Here is a 20587-nt window from a genome sequence, read left to right as displayed (position 1 = left end):
CGAAAACTCCAATCGTGGGTGGTGCCGGTGTGTGGGTGTGTCCGGGCTAGTCGCGGTAGCGGTAGTACGCCGCGCAGCTGCCCTCGGAGCTCACCATGCACGGGCCGACGGGGTGCTCGGGCGTGCAGGTGCGGCCAAAGAGCGGGCAGCTGCTCGGCGCAATGGCCCCGCGCAGCACGTCGCCGCAGCGGCACCCGCGCGGCTCGACCGTCGCCTCAACGGGCACGTCAAAGCGAGCACGGGCATCAAAGCGCGAGAACTCGGGGCGGATGGAAAGACCCGAGTTGGCAATCAGCCCCAGCCCGCGCCATGTGGTATCGCACGGCTCAAATACCTGCTCGACCAGCTGGCGCGCCACGGGATTGCCGTCGGCATTGACGCCGCGACGGTAGGCGTTGTCGATTGCGGGCCTGTCCTCGACAACCATCTGGACCAGCATACAGATGCCCTGCAGGATATCGACCGGTTCAAATCCTGTGACCACGCCCGGGGTATTGAACTCGTCGACCAAAAAGCCAAAGGGGGCTAAGCCCGTGATGGTGGCGACGTGTCCCGGCAGGATAAAGCCGTCGATGGCGGTCTCGGGATCGTTGGCGATGGCGCGCAGCGCCGGCGGCGTGGTCTTGTGGGCGCAATAGACCGAGAAGTTCAAAAGCCCGCGCGCTTCGGCCTCCAAGATGGCGGCGGCGATGGTGGGCGTTGTGGTCTCAAAGCCCACGCCCATAAAAATGACCGGGCGATCGGGGTTTTGCTCGGCAATGTCGAGCGCGTCGAGCGGGGAGTAGACGATGCGAATGTCACGCCCTGCCGCTTTTTGCGCAGCGAGCGAGGTGGATGATCCGGGCACGCGCATCATGTCGCCAAAGGTGGTGATGATGGCGCCGTCTATGTTGGCGAGCGCGATTGCGTGGTCGATGTCGCGGTTGGCGGTGACGCAGACGGGGCAGCCCGGGCCGCTCAGCAGCTTGAGCCCGGCCGGCATAATGGAGCGAAAGCCATAGCGCCCGATGCTCACGGTATGCGTGCCGCAGACTTCCATAAGGTTGATGGCGCGGTCGCCGACAAGCTCATGAATGCGCTCGATGAGCTCGCGAGCCAGCTTGGGATTGCGGAATGCCGAGAAGTCGATACCGGAGCGAGCCGGTTGTTCGGGCGCCACTAGTAAGCCTCCGCCGGGTTGGTGGCAAGCTGGTCTTCTTCGACCAGCTCGGACATGGCATTAACAAGCTCGAGCGTTTCCTGTGCTTCCTGCTCGTCGACGATCTGGATGCCAAAGCCGGCGTGTACGAGAATATAGTCGCCAACCTGCGCCGTCGGCACGAGTCGCAGCGACACGGGGCGCTCGATGCCCATCATGTCGACGGTGGCCTTGAGGTCGTCGTCGCGTTTGACTACTTTACCGGGAACGGCAAGGCACATATTGTTCCCCTTTTATACGCTTTGCGCTGGACGGGCGCTCAATAATCCATCAGTTGATGGTAGCGCTCGCGGGCGCTGCGGGCAAACGCGCTACACCTGTGAGACGGCGGCTTGCGGGCTGGCCGAACAGCCTATTGCGGTGCGACCTGTGCGAGGCGAGTGCGTGCGACTGCCGCCTGACCGTAGGCGATGCAGCCGTCGTTAACGGGCACGGTTTGGGGAATCAAGACCGTAAGGCCTGCGTCTTTAAGCTTGCGGGTGAGGAACTGAAGCAAAAGTCGGTTCATGAACACGCCGCCCGAGAGCGCGACGGTATCGATGCCCTCGTGCACGCAGATATCGCTGGCGATGCGCGCCGAGGAGCGCGCGACGGCGACATGGAAGTCGAGTGCGAGCCTGTCGGCGGGCGCTCCGGCTTCAATTCCTCCCAAAAGTGCCTCAAAGAGTGCTTTCTGGTCCAGAACATAGGGGCCGTCTAGCCACGATGGGCCAGATGCGAAATAGCCGGCGTTGTCGTCGGGAAAATGGGCGATTTCGTTGTCGAGCGCGCGCCAGGCGGCGGCCTCAAGCTCGATGGCGGGTTCGCCCTCGTAGGTTGCCTTGTCGCAGATGCCCAGAATTGCTGCTGCGGCATCAAAGAGACGCCCCATGCTGCTGGTACGCGGGCTGTTGATGTCGCGCTCGATCATGGTGGCTGTCACGCTGCGCGTTTGCTCGTCGAGGCTGTCCAAAAGTCGAGCGGCACCTGGGTGCTCGAGCAGGCCGAGCTCACTGAGCAGGGCAAAGGCGTTGCGGCGGGCGTCGCGCACGGAGGCCGCCCCGCCGGGGAGCGCCCAGGTGCGCAAATGCGCGGCGCGCTCAAAGCCGCCAAGGCCGGCGACAAGAAACTCGCCGCCCCAAATGGTCCCATCGGTGCCGGCGCCGGTGCCGTCAAAGGCGATGCCAAGGACGCGCGCGTCGGTTGTAAGCTGGCCCGCGGCGATGGCCTCGGCCATTACGCTCGCGATATGCGCATGATGGTGCTGCACCTCGACGAGCGGCAGATTGCATTTTCGCGCCTGCTCGCGCGCCCACTGGCCCGATAGATAGCTGGGGTGTACATCGCAGGCCAAGGCGGCGGGCGCCAAGTCAAAGAGATCTTCCAAGCGCGTGCGCGCGGCGTTCCAGGCATCGAAGGTCCCGCCGTTTTCAACATCGCCGATATGCTGCGACACAAAACAGGTTGCCTCGCCGTTCGTCCCTTCGCGCGTGAGCGCAATCGTGGCCTTTTGTTGTGGCCCGCAGGCGAGCACGCAGGACGGAGCGCCGTCGAGCGCCGGCAACGGCAGCGGCTGGGGTGCATATCCGCGAGCGCGGCGCACGGGCATAACGGCGCCGCCGACCACGCGCACTACAGAGTCGTCGTAGCGCGAGAGGATCGCGCGGTCGTTACCGAGCAACGCGTCGGCGATGCCGGCGGCAACGAGGTGTTCCCAGGCAAGATCGTCATCGGTCTCGATGGGCTCTTCGCTCAGGTTGCCGCTGGTCATGACGAGCGCGTGCATACCGCAGGCTTCTGCCACGGCAAGCAACAGATGTTGAAGCGGCGTATAGGGGAGCATGACGCCGAGCTCGGGCAAGTCGTGCGCGACAGATGGCGCGAGGGCGAGGATGTCGGGGGAACCGCCGTTGCCCTCGCCAGCAGTGCGCTGGCGCAGCAGCACAATGGGGCGGATACTGCCGGCGAGCAGATCGCGTTCAGCATCGTCGATATGACACAGGCGCCCGGCATCGGCAAGACTGCGCACCATGACGGCAAGCGGCTTATTGCTGCGGCGTTTGCGACGGCGCAACTCGGCCACCGCCTGCTCGTTGGCAGCGTCACAGGCTAGATGGAATCCGCCCAGGCCCTTGATGGCGACGATGCCACCGCTGGCCAGCAGCTCAACGCAGCGCTCGATGATAGCGTCGCTGGCCTCGCGTGTGGTGCCGACGGCCGGTGTCGCGGACGAATTCCCGCACGCATCGCCGTTCACAGCCTCGCGCCACGTAATATGCGGCCCGCAATCAAAGCAGGCATCGGGCTGTGCGTGAAAGCGACGGTCGAGTGGATTGGCATACTCTGCGGCGCAGGCGGGGCACATGGGGAAACGGTCCATCGAGGTAGCCGCTCGGTCATACGGCAGCGACCGGATGATGGTAAAGCGTGGGCCGCAGTTGGTGCAGTTGATAAAAGGGTAGTGATAGCGCTGATCGGCGGGGTCGAACAGCTCGCGCAGGCAATCGTCACAGGTGGCGATATCGGGCGAGACGAGAGTCGTGTGCGCGGTCTGATCCTGCGACGCTACGATGCGAAAGCCCTGCTCATTGGCAGTGCTCCAGCCGCTAGGCTCCAAATCCGCAATATCGACTCGCTCAACGTGAGCTGCCGCAGGCGCATGCTCAGAAAGCGCGGCAACAAAAGCATCGAGCGCATCGGCCGGAGCGTGCGCCTCGATATGCACGCCGTCGCCCGCGTTGAGCACCCATCCGCAAATGCCATGCGCCATGGCCTCGCGATACACAAACGGTCGCATGCCAACGCCCTGCACAATGCCCGTCACATGAATATGCACATGCCGCATGCGACACCCCTCATCAAAACCGACCAAAAAGGGACAGGTTTATTTTGGTAGGTAAAACTTCTAAACCTGCCAAAACAAACCTGTCCCTTTTTGGCAGGTGCGCTGCGGGAAATCCCGCTACAGCCCCAGGCTCTGCTTGGTGGCGGCGCACGTGAGCTCGCCGTGCTTAACGCCGCGCAGGCCCAGCAGGCGGTCGGACAGTTCGTAGACGCGCTCGCCGCGACCCTTGAGCGCCAGGATCTCCAAGCAGTTGTGGTGATCCAGATGTACGTGCATGGTCGATACGATCTCGTCGGTGTAGTCGTGCTGCACTTCGTCCAGACGGCGCGTCAGGTCGCCGGTATGGTGGTCGTAGATCATGGTGAGCGACCCGATAACATGCTCATCGGGCGTGCGCATCTGCTCTTTGGCGATCGAGGCGCGAATCAGGTCGCGCACGGCCTCGGAGCGGTTGGCCACGTCGCCGCGGCGCGCGATCTGTTCGTCAAAACGGCGCAGCAGGTCGTCCGGTGCGGTAACCGAAAAGCGGACCAGCTCGGAGCCGGAGCCACTACAGTGGCAGCCTGCGTCACCGTCCGCCCCGTGCGGATGCTCGTGCTCGTACCCGCAGCCGTGCTCATGTTCGGCCACGTTACACCAGCTTCACGGAGCCGACGGAGTTGTGGTCGGCCTCGATGGCTTCCTCGTAGCCCTCGAGCGCGTCATGCGCCTCGTGCAGCGCGGCCATGGCGGCCTCGAGCTTGGCGCCGATGCGCTCCATGTCAAAATTCTCGGTCGCATGCAGCAGCTGATGGCTCCACTCATGAGCGAGCTCGATGGTGTCGTCGACCTGTTTGACGCTCATGGCAAGCTGACTCATGTTCATTCCAACATCATGCATGGGAAATCTCCTTTTGTATGGGGCAGTTCAGTGGTTCAGATTTTACTACGCCCGCTCTGCGCGCAGTTGCATAAGAAAACGGGTACGAGTCTGTGCGACCCGCACCCGTTCACTGGGGGCTGTTTGTGACTACCATACTATCCGTGGTTGCACTCGGTGCATCCAGAAGTCCGGCGAGCGGTGCAAAAGCGCTCATAGACGGCGAGTAAGTAACAAGCGTATTACAGATGCTTCTCCAGCAGCGCCTGCAGCCTCGCCTTGGGTAGAGCGCCAACCGAGCGGTCAATCTCCTCGCCGTTCTTAAACACAATCAGCGTGGGGATGCTCATGACGCCATACTTCATGGCCAGGTCCTGGTTGTCGTCGACATTGCATTTGGCAACGGCAAGCTTGCCCGCCAGCTCATCGGCAACCTCGTCAACGATGGGCGAGAGGGATCGACAGGGACCGCACCACGGTGCCCAAAAATCAACCAGCACGGGCAGGCTGTCGTTAACGATGGAATCGAAGTTCTCGGGGGTAATCTGATTAATGCCAGCCATGGTGACCTCCATAATGCGACGCGGCTCGGCCGCGTAAAACTCAGTACGACCGTGCTTATACCCAGCCGCCCGCAAAGCAACCACTCGCGGGCAGCTCTTTTATATAATGGTGGGCACGCAAACGATTGGAGAGCGCATGTCCACGTCACAAAGCCAGAAAAAAGAAGCCATCGCCCAGGCGGCCGAGCAGGAGCTCACATCGCTTGCGGTCCGTGGCGTGCGTATCGCGGGCAACGCGTGCTCGCCGATCGTTCTGGTCAAAGGCGATTTGGACGACGCCGAGCGTTCGGGTGGCGAGCTTGCTGCCGGCCCGGATGGCACGGCGTTGCGCAAGGCGCTTGGGGCCATCGGCTACGCGCCCGAGGATTTTTGCGTGCTGGCAAGCGTCGCCGGCGTGGGTGACGGAGCGGTCGCGGTGGGCGAGACTCTGCCGTGCGAGCTGTTCCGCGAGGCGCTTGAGGCTTTGGATCCCGAGGCGGTGCTACTGCTCGACAACAACGCGGCTGACGCCATGCGCGAGACCTACGCCGATATGCTCGTGGCGATCGATGACTTCGACACCGCCATGCTCAAGCCCGGCTTGGTCGCCCATGTGCAGGGTCGCCGCGTGCTCGCGCTCGACGGTTTTGAGGCGGCGCTAACTGACAAAGCCGCCAAGCAGCGCATGTGGGCATACATCAAGCAGCTGACCCCGGCGGCCGCTCCGCTGTAGCGGATTAGCGCCGGCGAGCGATTGTCTGGCGGGCAAGGCACGCCTCGAGATCGGCGCCGCACTTCTACATCACAGCGCGCAGCTCAAACCGATCGCCGTTAATGCGGAACTGGCAGTTGCCGTTCATGCGTTCGACGGCAAGCTTAATGCTCTTGGTTCCAAAGCCGTGTCCGGTGTGCCCGGCTACGGGCATGCCGTCGACCATGCGCGGCGCGCGGTCAAACGTGTTGGAAACTAACAGCAGCAGCTGGCCGTCCTCTAATCGCAGGTCAAAGTCGACGAATCGCTTTCCTTGGGGTGCGGCGCTTGCAGCGGTGATAGCGTTTTCCAAGGCATTTGAGAGCACGCTAAACAGGTCGGCGTCACCTACGTGGATGGTTTCGGGTACGGCGGCGCGCAGGTTGGCGGTAATGCCGTTTCTATTGATATCCGAGTTAAATGACGAAAGCGCGATGTTTACGGTCTCGTTGGCGCAGAAGCGGCGTACGGCGGTGCGATCGCCGACTTCGCAGAGTTCATCGATGCGTTTGAGCGCCTCGTCGGTGTGGCCCTCCTCAATTAAAGCGGCCAGGCCGCGTAGGAAGTGGCGCATATCGTGGCGAAGAATCGACAGCTCGCGCCCAGATTGACGCCAAGCCTCGAGCTCTTTGATGGCGGCGCTGTCGCGGGTTTCGAGCATCCAGCGCTCTCGCTCGGCGGTTTCCTTTTCTTCGTATTCGCGCAGGTAAACGGCAAGAAACATAAGATAGAAGGCACAGAGCGCAAATGCCAAAAACTCAACCGTCACCACCGAGCCCGAGTGGAACAGCGTGGTGTAGACGTTGGTGGCATAGTCAAAGACGTAATAGACGAGCGGCAGGATTAAAAGGATGCCCAGCTCGGTGGTGCTTTTAATCGCCAAGCGCGGACCGATGTCGCCGGCCCAATGCAACAGGACGGCAAAGACGGCGAGTGTGGTCGCGATGCGCGCCAGATAGTACGCGATCTGAGAATCGGTTGCGGCAAATGCGGCAATGCCCATCCAATTGCTGAACTGGCAGCTCAGATAGGCACTCGTAATGCCGAGTACGGCAAGCAGCGGGCTCAGGCGGTAGCGCGCGCACAAATAGATGACGAGCGGCAGATGCACGACGAGTGGATATACCTGGCGGGCGAAAAGCTCGCCGCCGACGGCATTGGCGAGGCCAAATGCGCATCCAGTTACGGCACCGACCAGCACCAGTTCAAGCGCATGACGCCGGTTGATCTCGACACCGCACAGCGCCGCCGAGGCAAAGACGCCAAAGAGCAGCGTCGTGGCGTGGTGGATTGCCCAAAGGATCATTTCGACCGTGGAGACCATCAGTGTCTCCCACCCTCAAAGCGCACCGCAAAGTAGGCGTCTTGGAATCCCTGCTTGCAGCTGCGCGAAAGCGGGATGCACGCGCCCGAGCGCATGACGATGTCCGTGCGGTCAAAGTGATCGATATTGCGCAGGTTGACCTGGTAGCTGCGGTGGCATTTAAAGAAGGTGGCATTTTGCGCCAAACGGTCTTCGACGCTGCGGAACGACTCAAGTGCCTCGATATCGCGTCCGTCGCGCAGGTGGAAGACCACGTGCTTGTTGCGCGCCTCGGCATATTCGATGTCGGACAGGCGCAGGGCGTGGTAGCCAAAGGAAGTTTTGATCACGAGCTCGTCGGTTGCCGCCGGGCGCATGCTCGAAAGCTCGTCGAGCAACTGCGCTAGGCGTTCGTAAGCCACGGGCTTGAGCAGATAATCGAAGGCGCGGACCTCGTAGGACTCCAGTGCAAACTCGGGCGATGAGGTGAGAAACACCAGACGCACGGCGGTATCGGCCTGGCGCAATTCGCGCGCGGTGTCCATGCCGTTGACGAGCGGCATGATCATATCGAGCAAGATGATGTCGGCGCGCGATGCGGCATGGCGGGCCAGCAGGTCCTCGCCGCGCGTGACGAGCGCAACATCGACCGCCGTGCCCGTCTCGCTCGACCAACGGTCGATCATCCGGTGCAGTCTATCTAGAAAAGCGACGTCGTCGTCGCAGGCAATAATCTTGAGCATTCTGAGCCCCCTTAGTAGTTCGATTTTGCCACATTGGGTGCGGACCGCTCGCGGAGGCGTGTCCCATTTGCGCCCCACGTCGCGCAACTCGCGCCGAGCGGTATTGCGGTGGCGAAAGATGCCTCCTGCGCTATCGAGAGCTCGGCTATCCTCAGCTTGCCAGTTCGAAAATGGACCTGCCGCATGATTGAATCTTTATTTCAACTTTACACCTAGGTTTACAGCTGTCTTGTCAGCTGTAAACCTAGGTGTCATACTAAAGCCCCAAGATTCGCCAAAAGAGAGGGGCCTTGATGGCACAGAGCGCGAACATGGATGCGTCGGAGCTTGCACGCGATATCGCGGCCGGCCTAGCATCGGCAACGACGGCAACGGAGCGCGCGGCACTGGTGCCCGCAGAGCTTGTCGAGGCCATTCAACAACTAAAAACCCAACGTGACGCGGTGATCCTAGCGCACTATTACGTGGCGCCCGAGGTACAGGCCGTGGCTGATTACGTCGGCGACAGCTTTTACCTGGCAAAGCTTGCCAAGAGCCTGCCGCAGCAGACCATCGTGCTGTGCGGCGTGGAGTTTATGGGCGAGAGTGCCAAGCTGCTCAGCCCCACCAAGACCGTGCTGCTGCCCGAGCCGGGCGCGGACTGCCCCATGGCGCACATGGTCAAGCGTGAGACGGTCGACGCGGCGCGCGCCGAGTACGGTGACGACCTTGCCGTGGTCTGCTACGTCAACTCCACGGTCGAGATCAAGAGCTGGAGCGACGTGTGCGTCACCAGTTCCAACGCCGTTAAGATCGTGTCCGAGCTGCCGCAGCAGCATATCCTGTTCATTCCCGACCAAAACCTGGGACGCTTCGTAGCCGAGCAGGTGCCGCAAAAGCACGTCATCCTCAACAACGGCTACTGCCCACGCCATCACATCATCACCGTCGAGCAGATCGTCGACGCGACGGAGGCCCACCCCGACGCGCTCGTGCTGGCGCACCCCGAGTGCAAGGCCGACGTTCTGGCCGAGGCCGACTACATCGGCTCCACCGCCGGCATCATCAGGTATGCCGAGGAGTCCGACGCGAGCGAGTTCATTATCGTGACGGTCCGCGGCGTGCTCTACGAGCTCGAGCGCCGCTGCCGGGGCACCGGCAAGAAGTTCTACTTCCCCGCGGTGCAGCCCACCTGCGTCAACATGGATCTCATCACGCTCGAAAAGCTCGTGCGCTGCCTGGAGACGGGCGAGGGCGAGGTGCAGATCGGCGTGTCGGACGAGGCTGCCGACCAGGCCAAACTCACGCTCGACCGCATGCTCGAGTACGCAGCGCGCTAGAACAATGTGACAAAGGGACAGTCCCTTTGTCACATTCAAGGGAAAGGATTCCTGTGGAAACCAAGCAATACCCCGATATGGAGTGCGACGTCGTCATTGCCGGCTGCGGCGTGGCAGGCCTGTACGCGGCCCTCAATCTGCCGACGAGCACGCGTGTGATCATGCTCTCCAAGGGCGCTGTCGACGAGTGCGATTCGATGCTCGCGCAGGGCGGCATCTGCGTGCTGCCTGAGGGATCGGACTACGATGCCTTCTTTGAGGACACCATGCACGCCGGTCATTACGAGAATCGCCGTGAGAGCGTCGACATCATGATCCGCTCGAGCCGTTCGGTCATCAACGACCTGCTAGCGCTGGGCGTGGATTTTGAGCGCAAGGCCGACGGCAGCCTCGACTTTACCCGCGAGGGCGCGCACAGCCGTCCGCGCATTGCCTTCCATGCCGATATCACCGGCAAGGAGATTACGACCAAGCTGCTCCAGGCCGTTCGCAAGCTGGATAACGTGCAGATTTTGGAGCACGTGGCCATGACCGATATCCTGACGGGCGAGCGTGACGGCGCCACGGTGTGTGCCGGTGTCGTCGCCGTTTCCGTGGACGAGGCCAACTCGGTTCGTCCTGCCGACGAGCTGGCAAATGCTGCCGAGGGCGTGCATGCCGGCGAGCCGTTTAAGATCCATGCCCGCCACACGCTGTGGGCGACGGGCGGCATCGGTGGCGTATACGACCACTCGACCAACTATCCGCAGCTCACGGGCGATGCCTGCTACATCGCTCAGGAGCATGGCATTAAGATGGAGCACCTGGACTACGTGCAGATCCACCCCACGGGACTGTTCTCGCCGCAGCCGGGCCGCACCTTCCTGATCAGCGAGAGCTGCCGCGGCGAGGGCGCGATTTTGCTCAACGCCGCCGGCGAGCGCTTTACCGACGAGCTTCAGCCGCGTGATGTGGTCGCCGCCGCTATTCGCGAGCAGATGAAGCAGGACGGTACCGAGCACGAGTGGCTGAGCTTCGCCCCCGTCGAACGCGATGTGGTGACCGGGCATTTTGCCAACATTCGCGCGCGCTGCCTTGAGGACGGCCGCGACATCTTGGACGAGCCCATCCCCGTTACGCCCACGCAGCACTACTTTATGGGTGGCGTATGGGTCGATAAGGACGGCCGCACCTCGATGCCCGAGCTCTACGCCGCGGGCGAGACGGCCTGCAACGGCGTTCACGGCAAGAATCGCCTTGCATCAAACAGCCTGCTCGAAGCGCTGGTCTGGGGTCGTCGCGCCGCGTGGTATATGCGTACCGGCGAGTCACTGGCCGTGGAGCAGGCGGGCGATCCCGCGCTCGATGGCCGTCATCGCGCCCTGAGCGCCGACATCCTGGCAATCGATGATTTGGCCCGTGCCGCCGGCACGCAGGCCGTGGAGGAGTAGACCATGAATCCCATTACCATGAAGCTCGTCGTCGATGATCTGATTTTGCAGGCTCTGCGCGAGGACATCACGTTTGAGGACGTGAGCACGGCGAGCGTGTGCCCCACGGCGCGTCCCGCTACCGTTGAGCTTATCGCCAAGGCCGACGGCATCATCGCCGGCTTGGATGTGTTCGCCCGCACCTTTGAGCTGTTGGATTCGCAGAGCTCGGTGCTGTTCGACGTTGCCGGCGGTGACGAGGTGCACGCCGGCGACCATGTGGGTCAGGTGCGCGGCGATGCGCGCGTGCTGCTTTCGGGCGAGCGCGTGGCGCTCAACTACCTGCAGCGCATGAGCGGCATCGCTACCTACACGCACAGCATGGCCGCGGCGCTCGAGGGCACCAAGACCGTGCTCGTCGACACGCGCAAGACCACGCCGGGCATGCGCGTGTTTGAGAAGGCGGCGGTCGAGATCGGCGGCGGCAGCAACCACCGCTACAACCTGTCGACGGCCGTCATGCTCAAGGACAACCACATCGATGCCGCCGGTGGCGTGACGCGTGCGATCGAGATGGCGCGCGCCCATGCATCGTTTACCACGACGGTCGAGATCGAGTGCGAGAACCTGGACATGGTGCGCGAGGCTGTGGAGGCCGGCGCCGATATCATCATGTTCGACAACATGACCCATGACGACATGGCCGCCGCCATAGAGCTTATCGCCGGTCGCGCCAAGACCGAGTGCTCGGGCAATGTGGATGCCAGCAATATCCGCGCCCTGGCTGATCTGGGCGTCGACTACATTAGCTCGGGGGCATTGACGCACTCTGCGCCGATTCTCGACCTCTCGCTTAAGCACCTGCGTCTGCTGGACGGTAAATAATGGACGCCCGCGAGCGTCGCCGTGCCATCATGGCCGTGCTCGAGGGAGCCAAGGGGCCAGTTTCGGGCAGCGCGCTTGCCCGCGAGGTGGGTGTGAGCCGCCAGGTCGTGGTGCAGGACATCGCCCTGCTGCGCGCCGATGGGCACGATATCGTGGCGACCAACCGCGGCTACGTGCTGCAGGAGGCCCCCAGCAGCCCCGCCGTGCCCACGCGCTTGGTCAAGGTTCGCCACAGCGTGGAGCAGGCAGGCGATGAGCTCACGAGTATCGTCGACGCCGGAGGCGCCGTGCTCAACGTGATCGTCAATCACCGCGTGTACGGTAAGATCACGGCCGACCTGGACATCCGCAATCGTCGCGATGTTGAGCGCTATCTGCGCGATATCGAGAGCGGCAAGAGCTTCCCGCTGCTGACGGTGACCAGCGGCTACCACTTCCATCGCATTGCGGCGGAGGACGAACAGACCCTCGACGAGATCGAGGCGATGCTCAAGGAAAAAGGCTACCTAGCAGACCTGATGCCCTACGAAGACGATCTCTCTTAGCCGACGCTGCAAACGCCCCTAAGCGGCAATCTGACGTTCAATCGTCGGTCGCGTACCCAAAGTACGCTTCCCTCCTCTTTCACGTCACCTTGCTCGCTTAGGGACGTTTTCGCTGACGTGGGCTCAACCTGCGACGGTGCCAAATTAGTTATCCGCACAAAAAGGAGGCCTCCGCGGCGATGCGGAGGCCTCCTTTTTGTGCACGGTGTACTTTTGAGTGTGCAAGTGGGGGAGTTGTTACTCCTCGACGATCTCGGTGATCGCGCCAGCGGGGCAAGCGTCCTGGCAAGCGCCACAGGCGACGCAGGAGTCCTCGTCAGCGACGGTAGCGACGTCCTGGAGCTCCAGAACGCCAGCGGGGCAGGAGTCGACGCAAACGCCACAAGCGATGCACTCGTCGGCATCAATTACGGGATGAGCCATGGTAGTTTCCTCTCTGTTGACCGACGCTACAGGCGATGCGCGCCGGTTTGATTCGGGCAAAAACATACCACGGGAGCGACCGTTTGCAATACCCTCTGACCGGCATCTTCATACCGTTCGCCGAGTATGCCAAGGTTTACTAAAAAATGCGCAGGTGGGGCCGTTGAGCTGCGCAAATGTTAGCTAAAGGTGACTTGAAATATCGAGCTATTGAGCGCGCCTGCGGAAAGGGCATCCCGTTATTTGGCCGAAAACCGGGTCGTAGTTTCCGGTTGGGCCCGCTAGCGGAAACTGCGACCCGGTATCAGCTCTCAAAACGGGACGAGCTTTCCGCAAGGCAGCCCCAGGCACCCTCGGACCCAAGCCTCAGCCATCTCTACATAGATCTCGATAGATTTGCCGAGAACTCAATCAGCGCATCTACCTGCACATTTAAGAACCTAAACTCTCAGCAATAAGAAATCTTATATGAATTGACTTAGATTTTGTATATTCCGGCCCATAAGGGGATACACTACATCCTGAAAGACAAGCCGAAACACCGCTCGGCAGACCGCCGAGTCGGTGCAAACGCACAAGAGAGAGGGAATTTCTAATGGGCAAGATTCTTGGTATCGACCTTGGTACTACCAACTCCGCTATGGCCGTCCTCGAGGGCGGTTCTCCGACCATCATCGTGAACGCCGAGGGCGACCGCACCACCCCGTCTGTCGTGGGCTTCCGTGCCGACGGCGACCGCGTCGTGGGCAAGGCCGCTAAGAACCAGGCTGTCACCAACCCCAAGAACACCGTGTTCTCCATCAAGCGCTTCATGGGCCGCAAGTATTCCGAGTGCACCTCCGAGATCAAGACCGTGCCGTATGAGGTCAAGGAGGGCCAGGGTGGCCGTGCCGTCGTCGACATCGAGGGCAAGGATTACACCGCCGAGCAGGTGAGCGCCATGACGCTCGCCAAGATGAAGGCCGACGCCGAGAAGTATCTGGGCGAGACCGTCACCGACGCCGTCATCACCGTCCCGGCCTACTTCAACGACGCCCAGCGTCAGGCCACCAAGGACGCCGGTAAGATCGCCGGCCTCAACGTCAAGCGTATCGTCAACGAGCCGACCGCTGCTGCTCTGGCCTATGGCCTGGACAAGCAGGGCACCGACCAGCGCATCCTGGTCTTTGACCTGGGCGGCGGTACCTTCGACGTCTCCATCCTCGACCTCGCCGACGGCGTGTTTGAGGTTCTGTCCACCTCGGGCGACAACCACCTGGGCGGCGACGACTGGGATCAGCGCGTCATCGATTGGATGGCCGATAAGTTCCAGCAGGAGAACGGTGTCGACCTGCGTCAGGACCCCATGGCCCTGCAGCGTCTGAAGGAGGCCGCCGAGAACGCCAAGAAGGAGCTCTCCGCCGCCCAGCAGACCACCATCAACCTGCCGTTCATTACCATGAACCAGTCCGGCCCGCTGCACCTCAACTACACGCTGACCCGCGCCGAGTTCGAGAAGATCACCCGCGACCTGCTCGAGCGCTGCAAGCAGCCTGTCACCAACGCCCTGCGCGACGCCAAGCTTAAGCTCTCCGATCTGACCGAGGTCATCCTCGTCGGCGGCTCCACCCGTATGCCCGCCGTCCAGGAGCTCGTCAAGACTATGACCGGCAAGCAGCCCAACATGTCCGTGAACCCCGACGAGGTCGTTGCCGACGGCGCCGCCGTCCAGGGCGGCGTGCTCACCGGCGACGTCGAGGGCATCCTGCTGCTCGACGTTACCCCGCTGTCGCTGGGTGTCGAGACCATGGGCGGCATCATGACCAAGATGATCGACCGCAACACCACGATCCCGACCTCCAAGACCGAGGTCTACTCCACCGCTGCCGACAACCAGACCAGCGTCGAGATCAACGTGCTCCAGGGCGAGCGCGAGCTTGCCCGCGACAACAAGTCGCTCGGTAAGTTCCAGCTGACCGGTATCCCGGCTGCCCGCCGCGGCGTGCCGCAGATCGAGGTCACCTTCGACATCGACGCCAACGGCATCGTCAAGGTCTCTGCTAAGGACAAGGGCACCGGCAAGGAGCAGCAGATCACCATTTCCGGTTCCACCGCGCTTTCCGACGACGAAGTCGATCGTATGGTCAAGGACGCCGAGGCTCATGCCGAGGAGGACAAGAAGCAGAAGGAAGAGGTCGAGGTCCGCAACCAGACCGACAGCCTGTGCTACTCCACCGAGCAGACCCTCAACGAGCTGGGCGACAAGGTTTCCGCCGACGTGAAGTCCAAGGCCGAGGCCGCTATCGCCGACGCCAAGAAGGCGCTCGAGGGCTCTGACGTCGAGGCCATCAAGGCCGCCGGCGAGTCCCTGCAGTCCGTGGCCTACGAGCTGGCCCAGGTTGTCTACGCCGACGCTCAGCAGCAGACCGACGGTGCCGCCGGCGCCCAGCCTGCCGACGATGACGTTGTCGACGCCGACTACGAGGTTGTGGACGACGAGGACAAGTAATCATGTCCGCCCGTAAAGCTCGCACGGAGGCGGCCGCCGTTGGTGCCGCCCCCGTTGACTCTGAGGAGAAGGACGTGAAGATTCCCGTAGAGGCCGTCGACGATACCGAGGCCAACGAGGCCGCGGCCGCCGAGGCTGCCGAGAACCAGGTAGAGGATTCCAACAAGGAGGCGACGATGACCGAGGACGAGATGGTGGAAGCCGCTATCCGCGCCGGTGAGGAAGCCGCCGACAACGACTTTAAGCTCAAGTTCGAGCAGGCCCAAAAGGAGCTCGCCGACGTGCGCAATGAGCTCGATGCTGCGGCAGAGGCTCAGAAGGCCGCCGAGGACAAGGCAAAGGACGCCACTGAGCGTACCGCCCGTCTTCAGGCCGACTGGGAGAACTTCCGTCGCCGCACCGCCAATGAGCGTATCGCCGAGCGCGAGCGCGCGACCGAGAAGCTCGTCACCGCGCTGCTGCCGGTGGTCGATGATATCGAGCGTGCGATCGACCATGCCCGCAGCCAGGAGCTTGCCGACGACTTTAAGCAGTTCGTCGACGGCGTCGACGCGGTGCATGCCAAGCTGCTCGATGTGTTTGCGCACGAGGGCGTTGAGCCCATCGACCCCAAGGGCGAGGCGTTCGATCCGCTCGAGCACCAGGCCGTGGGTCGCGTCGAGGACGCGTCGCAGTACGACGAGACCGTCAACGACGTGTACCAGAAGGGCTACCGCATGGCGGACCGCATCCTGCGTTCCGCGATGGTGACGGTGACCTACGGTGGCGAGAAGCGCCCCGCACCGGAGCCCGAAGCGGCGCCCGAGGATGCTGCGGCCGATACGGCCGAGAGCACCGAGGAGTAATTGAGAAGGGCCCCGGGGCAACACCCGGGGCCCTTTCTGGCCTAGTGCCATATGAAAGCATGAGCCGTCGTCTGCATGGACGGCGGACGTAACAGGAGAGGAGCTACGATGGCTGCAGGCAAAACCTTCTATGACATCCTGGGCGTATCCAAGAGCGCCTCCGACAAAGAGATCAAGAGCGCGTTTCGCAAGCTCGCGCAAAAATATCACCCCGATGCCGGCGGCGACGAGGCCAAGTTTAAGGAGATCAGCGAGGCCTATGAGACGCTTTCGGACGAGAAGAAGCGCAAAGAGTACGACCAGATGCTCATGTTTGGCGGTATGCCGGGCGCGGGCGGCGCGTATGGCGGCGGCTACGGTGCCGGCGCGGGTGCCAGCGGCTGGGGCGACATCTTCGACAGCATCTTTAGCGGCAACGGCGCCTGGGGCAGCGATTGGGGCTCGGGCTTTGCCGGGGCTGCGGGCGCTGCCGGTGCCGGCGCTGGCCGCAGCCGTGCTCGCAAGGGCGGCGACCTGTCGCTGACCGTCGATGTGACGGCCGAGGACGCGTTTCGCGGTGTGACGCACAAGGTCACCTATCGCATTCCCTCGACAGGTGAGCAGCAGACCATTACGGTCTCGGTGCCTGCGGGTGCGGTCGACGGCGGCAAGCTGCGCTACAAGCGTCGCGGCGAGTATGGCGTTGCGGGTGGCGAGCGCGGCGACCTGGTCGTGACCACGCATGTGGAGGAGCACCCGCTGTTTAAGCGCAAAGGTGCCGACGTGACCATGGAGGTACCGGTCTCGGTCTACGAGGCGGCGCTCGGCTGCACGGTGGACGTGCCGACGCCCGGCGGTGCGACGGTTCGTCTGAAGGTGCCCGCGGGTACCCAGACGGGCAAGAAGTTCCGCTTTAAGGAAATGGGGGCGCCCGACGTTAAGCACCGTGGCCGCACAGGCGCGCTGCTCGTCGAGATCAAGGTGCAGGTCCCCACGAACCTATCCGATGACGAGCGCGATGCCATGACCAAGCTGCGCGAGACCGACACACGCGACTATCGCGAGAAGGTCAACCGTTACAAGGCGACGTACTAGGGCGGTCGCGGCGCACGCCCGCGCCCACGGGCTTATGATGGACGATAACGAGACGGAAAGGGGTCAGGTAGCATGGCCGAGGACAATAGGAACAAACCGCTGTACATGATCAGCGTGGCGGCCGAGCTGACCGGCATGCACCCGCAGACTCTGCGCGTCTACGAGTCCAAAGGCTTGGTGAATCCCCAGCGCTCGGGCGGCAACACGCGTCTGTATTCGCGTGCCGATATCGAGCGCCTGGAGCTCATCAACCAACTGACCGACGAGGGCATCAACCTCGCCGGCGTGGTGCGCATCCTCGATATGAAGGAGCGTGCCGAGGAGCGCGAACGCGAGAACGAGAAGCTCCGCGCCCGCGTACGCCAGCTCGAGGACGAGCTGCACGAGTACAAGATGCAAAAGAAGATCACCGCCCTGGCCCCGCGCGACGGCTCAGTTAACCCCGAGCAAGTCATGCGCAAGCTGCTGGGCGCCGGCGGGGATTTGTAGTTACGCGGTTTTACCAAACCGCGTAACGGGCCGACGCTGCTCGACGTCCAGAGCGACAATTTGTCATTCAAAAGGCAAGGCATGACCAGAAGGTCTATGCCTTGCCTTTTTCATGCCAACTTGTTCGCTCTGGACGTCGCTCGCTGTCCGTCCTCTACCTGCGGCGTTGCCTTGCTCCGGATACGGCAGGGTAGTCATTGGGGACGTTCTTAAATGACTAGTCAAAGGGGACATTCTTGCGGCATTTGGCACTTGGGGACGTTCCTTTTGTGCCGGCACTTTGGGACACTCCTTGTTAGGAGAGTGATGCAAGGGGCTCGTCCTTTACTTTACCGAGATAAAGTGAACGTGCAGATTCGCAACCCACTCGCAACTGTTCTATGGCACGATATTGAATGAATGTATGCTATGCGCCCGAGCCTTTCGGGCAGAGTGGGAGACAGTATGGTCAAGCTGTACGAGGACGGCATCTACCTGCGCGGCGGCAGCGAGGTTGTGCCTGCGGCCGAGGCTGCCGAGCGCGGTATTACGCAGACGCCCGAGGATGCCAAGCGTGGCACCATCGCGTATTCGATCCTCCAGGCACACAATACGTCCGGAGATCCCGAGGCGCTCAAGATCCGCTTCGACGCCATGGCGAGCCACGACATCACCTTTGTCGGCATCATCCAAACGGCGCGTGCCTCGGGCATGGAGCAGTTCCCGCTGCCCTACGTGCTCACCAACTGCCATAACTCGCTGTGCGCCGTGGGCGGCACCATCAACGAGGACGACCACGTCTTTGGCCTTTCCGCTGCTAAGAAGTACGGCGGCATCTTCGTTCCGCCCCATATTGCGGTCATCCACTCCTTTATGCGTGAGAACTTCGCCGGCTGCGGCAAGATGATCTTGGGCTCCGACTCGCACACCCGCTACGGCGCCCTGGGCACCATGGCCGTGGGCGAGGGCGGCGGCGAGCTGGCAAAGCAGCTGCTGCGCGACACCTACGATGTCGCCTATCCCGGCGTCGTCGCCATCTACCTCACGGGCGCTCCGCGCCCCGGCGTCGGCCCGCACGATGTGGCGCTCGCCATCATCCGCGCCGTCTTTGCCAAGGGCTACGTCAAGAACAAGGTCATGGAGTTCGTGGGCCCCGGCATCGCGAGCATGACGACTGACTATCGCAACGGCGTCGACGTCATGACCACCGAGACCACCTGCCTTTCCTCCATCTGGGCCACCGACGAGGACACACACGCGTTTTTGGCCATGCACGGCCGCGGCGACGACTACCGCGAGCTCAAGCCCGCCGATGTCGCCTACTACGACGGCTGCGTCGAGGTCGATCTGTCGAGCATCAAGCCCATGATCGCGCTGCCGTTCCATCCTTCCAACGGCTTTGAGATTGACGAGCTCAACGAGAACCTCGAGGACATCCTGCACGAGGTGGAGCTCGAGGCCGCCAAGATCGGCGAGGGCAAGACGCACTTTAGCCTGCTCGACAAGATCGTCGACGGCAAGCTGCACGTGCAGCAGGGCGTTATCGCCGGCTGCTCGGGCGGCAACTACGACTCCGTGGTCCAGGCTGCCCGCGTGCTCAAGGGCGCCAACACCGGCTGCGGCGAGTTCTCGCTGTCGGTCTATCCCACGAGCCAGCCCGTGGCACTCGAGCTTACACGCCGCGGCTACATCTACGACCTCATGGAGGCCGGCGCGATCGTGCGCACGGCGTTCTGCGGCCCGTGCTTCGGCGCCGGCGACACGCCCGCCAACAACGGCCTTTCGATCCGCCACACTACGCGCAACTTCCCCAACCGCGAGGGTTCCAAGCCGGGCAATGGCCAGCTGAGCGCCGTGGCCCTGATGGACGCCCGCTCCATTGCGGCGACGGCTGCCAACGGCGGCGTCCTGACGCCGGCGACCGACCTGCCCGAGGAGACTTGGGACGAGGCCTGCGAGTACACCTTTGACGACGCGCCGTACAAAAAGCGCGTGTACTGGGGCTTTGGCAAGGCGGAGCCTGCCGACGAGCTGGTCGAGGGTCCCAACATCAAGCCGTGGCCCGCGATGGAGCCGCTCGGCGACGATATCCTGCTCAAGGTGTGCTCCAAGATCATGGATCCGGTCACCACGACCGACGAGCTCATTCCTTCGGGCGAGACGAGCTCCTTCCGCTCCAACCCGCTGGGCCTGGCCGAGTTTACGCTCAGCCGTCGCGATCCGGCCTACGTGGGTCGCTCCAAGGAGGTCGACGCCGTGGAGAAGCGCCGCGTTGCCGGCGAGGCAGCAGGCGATCTGGCGGCACTCGATGCCGAGCTTGCGGGCGTGTTTGAGGCGCTGGTCGGCGCGGGTGTCGCGGCCGATGCCAAGGCGACTGAGTACGGCTCCATGCTCTATGCCAAGAAGCCCGGTGACGGTTCCGCCCGCGAGCAGGCCGCGAGCTGTCAGCGCGTGATCGGCGGTCTGGCCAACATCGTCCACGAGTACGCCACCAAGCGCTATCGCTCCAACGTGATGAACTGGGGTATGGTGCCCTTCCAGATGGAGGCCGAGCCCAGCTTTGAGGTGGGCGACTATGTCTTTGTGCCGGGTATCCGTGCCGCGCTCGACGGTGACCTAAAGGACATCGCCGCCTACGTGGTGCGCGCCGACGGTGCGGTCGAGCAGATTGAGCTCTACATTGCCGATATGACGGCAGAGGAGCGTGCCATCGTCAAGGCCGGCTGCCTGATCAACTACAACAAGTTCAAGGCCGCTGCCGAGTAACGCACTTAATTGTCCGCCCGGGGCTTACCCTTTCCCGCCCGCTCACGCGCTTCGCGAGGGTCGCGTTCGGGAAAGGGTAAGCCCCGGGCTACATTTCTGCGTTCTCGTTGGGTCTTGAGGGACGCTAATAAATAGACTTGCTTGA

At 62.6% G+C, this 20587-nt stretch carries 19 protein-coding genes; 10 read left to right on the top strand and 9 right to left on the bottom strand.

Annotation, left to right across the window (positions count from 1 at the left end):
* Positions 1–46: 46 nt before the first annotated feature.
* The 6 genes from hypD to trxA all read right to left on the bottom strand — a co-directional run bounded on the left by hypD (position 47) and on the right by trxA (position 5444).
* Positions 47–1159, bottom strand: coding sequence for a hydrogenase formation protein HypD (gene hypD, locus KTF55_RS02430; protein ID WP_226790499.1), 1113 nt, complete (start codon positions 1157–1159; stop codon positions 47–49).
* Positions 1159–1419, bottom strand: a complete 261-nt coding sequence (locus KTF55_RS02425; protein WP_006235228.1) for a HypC/HybG/HupF family hydrogenase formation chaperone — start codon at positions 1417–1419, stop codon at positions 1159–1161. Before KTF55_RS02425 ends, hypD begins: the two co-directional genes overlap by 1 nt.
* A gap of 131 nt (positions 1420–1550) precedes the next feature.
* Positions 1551–4022 carry a carbamoyltransferase HypF gene (hypF, locus tag KTF55_RS02420; RefSeq protein ID WP_217107419.1) on the bottom strand — a complete coding sequence of 824 codons (2472 nt, stop codon included), beginning with the start codon at positions 4020–4022 and terminating at the stop codon, positions 1551–1553.
* 117 nt (positions 4023–4139) lie between these two features.
* Positions 4140–4652 (bottom strand): nickel-responsive transcriptional regulator NikR, encoded by a 513-nt coding sequence (nikR, locus tag KTF55_RS02415; RefSeq protein ID WP_217107420.1) that lies wholly within the window; start codon positions 4650–4652, stop codon positions 4140–4142.
* Position 4653: 1 nt separating this feature from the next.
* Entirely contained in the window at positions 4654–4902 is a 249-nt protein-coding gene (locus KTF55_RS02410) for a hypothetical protein (protein WP_006235225.1), read from the bottom strand.
* Positions 4903–5123: 221 nt separating this feature from the next.
* Positions 5124–5444: a thioredoxin gene (gene trxA, locus KTF55_RS02405; protein WP_217107421.1), complete on the bottom strand. Its 321-nt coding sequence runs from the start codon at positions 5442–5444 to the stop codon at positions 5124–5126.
* A 136-nt stretch (positions 5445–5580) separates the two neighbouring features.
* On the opposite strand from trxA, the gene KTF55_RS02400 reads away from it, so the two are divergent.
* Positions 5581–6156 (top strand): hypothetical protein, encoded by a 576-nt coding sequence (locus KTF55_RS02400; protein WP_217107422.1) that lies wholly within the window; start codon positions 5581–5583, stop codon positions 6154–6156.
* A gap of 64 nt (positions 6157–6220) precedes the next feature.
* On the opposite strand, the gene KTF55_RS02395 is transcribed toward KTF55_RS02400, so the two are convergent.
* Positions 6221–7498, bottom strand: coding sequence for a GHKL domain-containing protein (locus tag KTF55_RS02395; RefSeq protein WP_217107423.1), 1278 nt, complete (start codon positions 7496–7498; stop codon positions 6221–6223).
* Positions 7498–8220 carry a LytTR family DNA-binding domain-containing protein gene (locus KTF55_RS02390; RefSeq protein WP_217107424.1) on the bottom strand — a complete coding sequence of 241 codons (723 nt, stop codon included), beginning with the start codon at positions 8218–8220 and terminating at the stop codon, positions 7498–7500. The genes KTF55_RS02395 and KTF55_RS02390 overlap by 1 nt, the downstream gene beginning before the upstream one ends.
* 293 nt (positions 8221–8513) lie before the next feature.
* On the opposite strand from KTF55_RS02390, the gene nadA reads away from it, so the two are divergent.
* The 4 genes from nadA to KTF55_RS02370 are packed head-to-tail and all read left to right on the top strand — an operon-like array spanning position 8514 to position 12378.
* Entirely contained in the window at positions 8514–9539 is a 1026-nt protein-coding gene (gene nadA, locus KTF55_RS02385; RefSeq protein WP_217107425.1) for a quinolinate synthase NadA, read from the top strand.
* A gap of 53 nt (positions 9540–9592) precedes the next feature.
* The gene (locus KTF55_RS02380; protein ID WP_226790498.1) at positions 9593–10969 is read left to right on the top strand and encodes an FAD-binding protein; all 1377 of its coding nucleotides are present in this window, start codon (positions 9593–9595) and stop codon (positions 10967–10969) included.
* Positions 10970–10972: 3 nt separating this feature from the next.
* Entirely contained in the window at positions 10973–11833 is an 861-nt protein-coding gene (gene nadC, locus KTF55_RS02375) for a carboxylating nicotinate-nucleotide diphosphorylase (RefSeq protein WP_217107427.1), read from the top strand.
* Positions 11833–12378, top strand: a complete 546-nt coding sequence (locus tag KTF55_RS02370) for a transcription repressor NadR (RefSeq protein ID WP_217107428.1) — start codon at positions 11833–11835, stop codon at positions 12376–12378. Before nadC ends, KTF55_RS02370 begins: the two co-directional genes overlap by 1 nt.
* Positions 12379–12615: 237 nt before the next feature.
* Here KTF55_RS02370 and KTF55_RS02365 read toward each other — a convergent pair whose 3' ends face one another.
* The gene (locus KTF55_RS02365) at positions 12616–12867 is read right to left on the bottom strand and encodes a 4Fe-4S binding protein (protein ID WP_158564522.1); all 252 of its coding nucleotides are present in this window, start codon (positions 12865–12867) and stop codon (positions 12616–12618) included.
* Between the two features lie 529 nt (positions 12868–13396).
* On the opposite strand from KTF55_RS02365, the gene dnaK reads away from it, so the two are divergent.
* From dnaK to KTF55_RS02340, 5 genes are all read left to right on the top strand, one after another.
* Entirely contained in the window at positions 13397–15289 is a 1893-nt protein-coding gene (dnaK, locus tag KTF55_RS02360) for a molecular chaperone DnaK (protein ID WP_006235214.1), read from the top strand.
* Between the two features lie 2 nt (positions 15290–15291).
* Entirely contained in the window at positions 15292–16134 is an 843-nt protein-coding gene (locus KTF55_RS02355; protein ID WP_217107429.1) for a nucleotide exchange factor GrpE, read from the top strand.
* 108 nt (positions 16135–16242) lie between these two features.
* Complete coding sequence (locus KTF55_RS02350) at positions 16243–17208, top strand: DnaJ C-terminal domain-containing protein (protein WP_117876925.1); 966 nt, start codon at positions 16243–16245, stop codon at positions 17206–17208.
* Positions 17209–17280: 72 nt separating this feature from the next.
* On the top strand, positions 17281–17697 hold the full coding sequence (locus KTF55_RS02345) for a heat shock protein transcriptional repressor HspR (RefSeq protein WP_006235210.1): 417 nt from the start codon (positions 17281–17283) through the stop codon (positions 17695–17697).
* Positions 17698–18141: 444 nt separating this feature from the next.
* Positions 18142–20442, top strand: a complete 2301-nt coding sequence (locus KTF55_RS02340) for a hydratase (protein WP_117876923.1) — start codon at positions 18142–18144, stop codon at positions 20440–20442.
* The last annotated feature ends 145 nt before the right edge of the window (positions 20443–20587 follow it).

It is taken from the genome of Collinsella sp. MSK.8.10, assembly GCF_019041915.1.
Lineage (GTDB): Bacteria > Actinomycetota > Coriobacteriia > Coriobacteriales > Coriobacteriaceae > Collinsella.
This window is presented reverse-complemented; position numbering and strand designations above follow the sequence as displayed.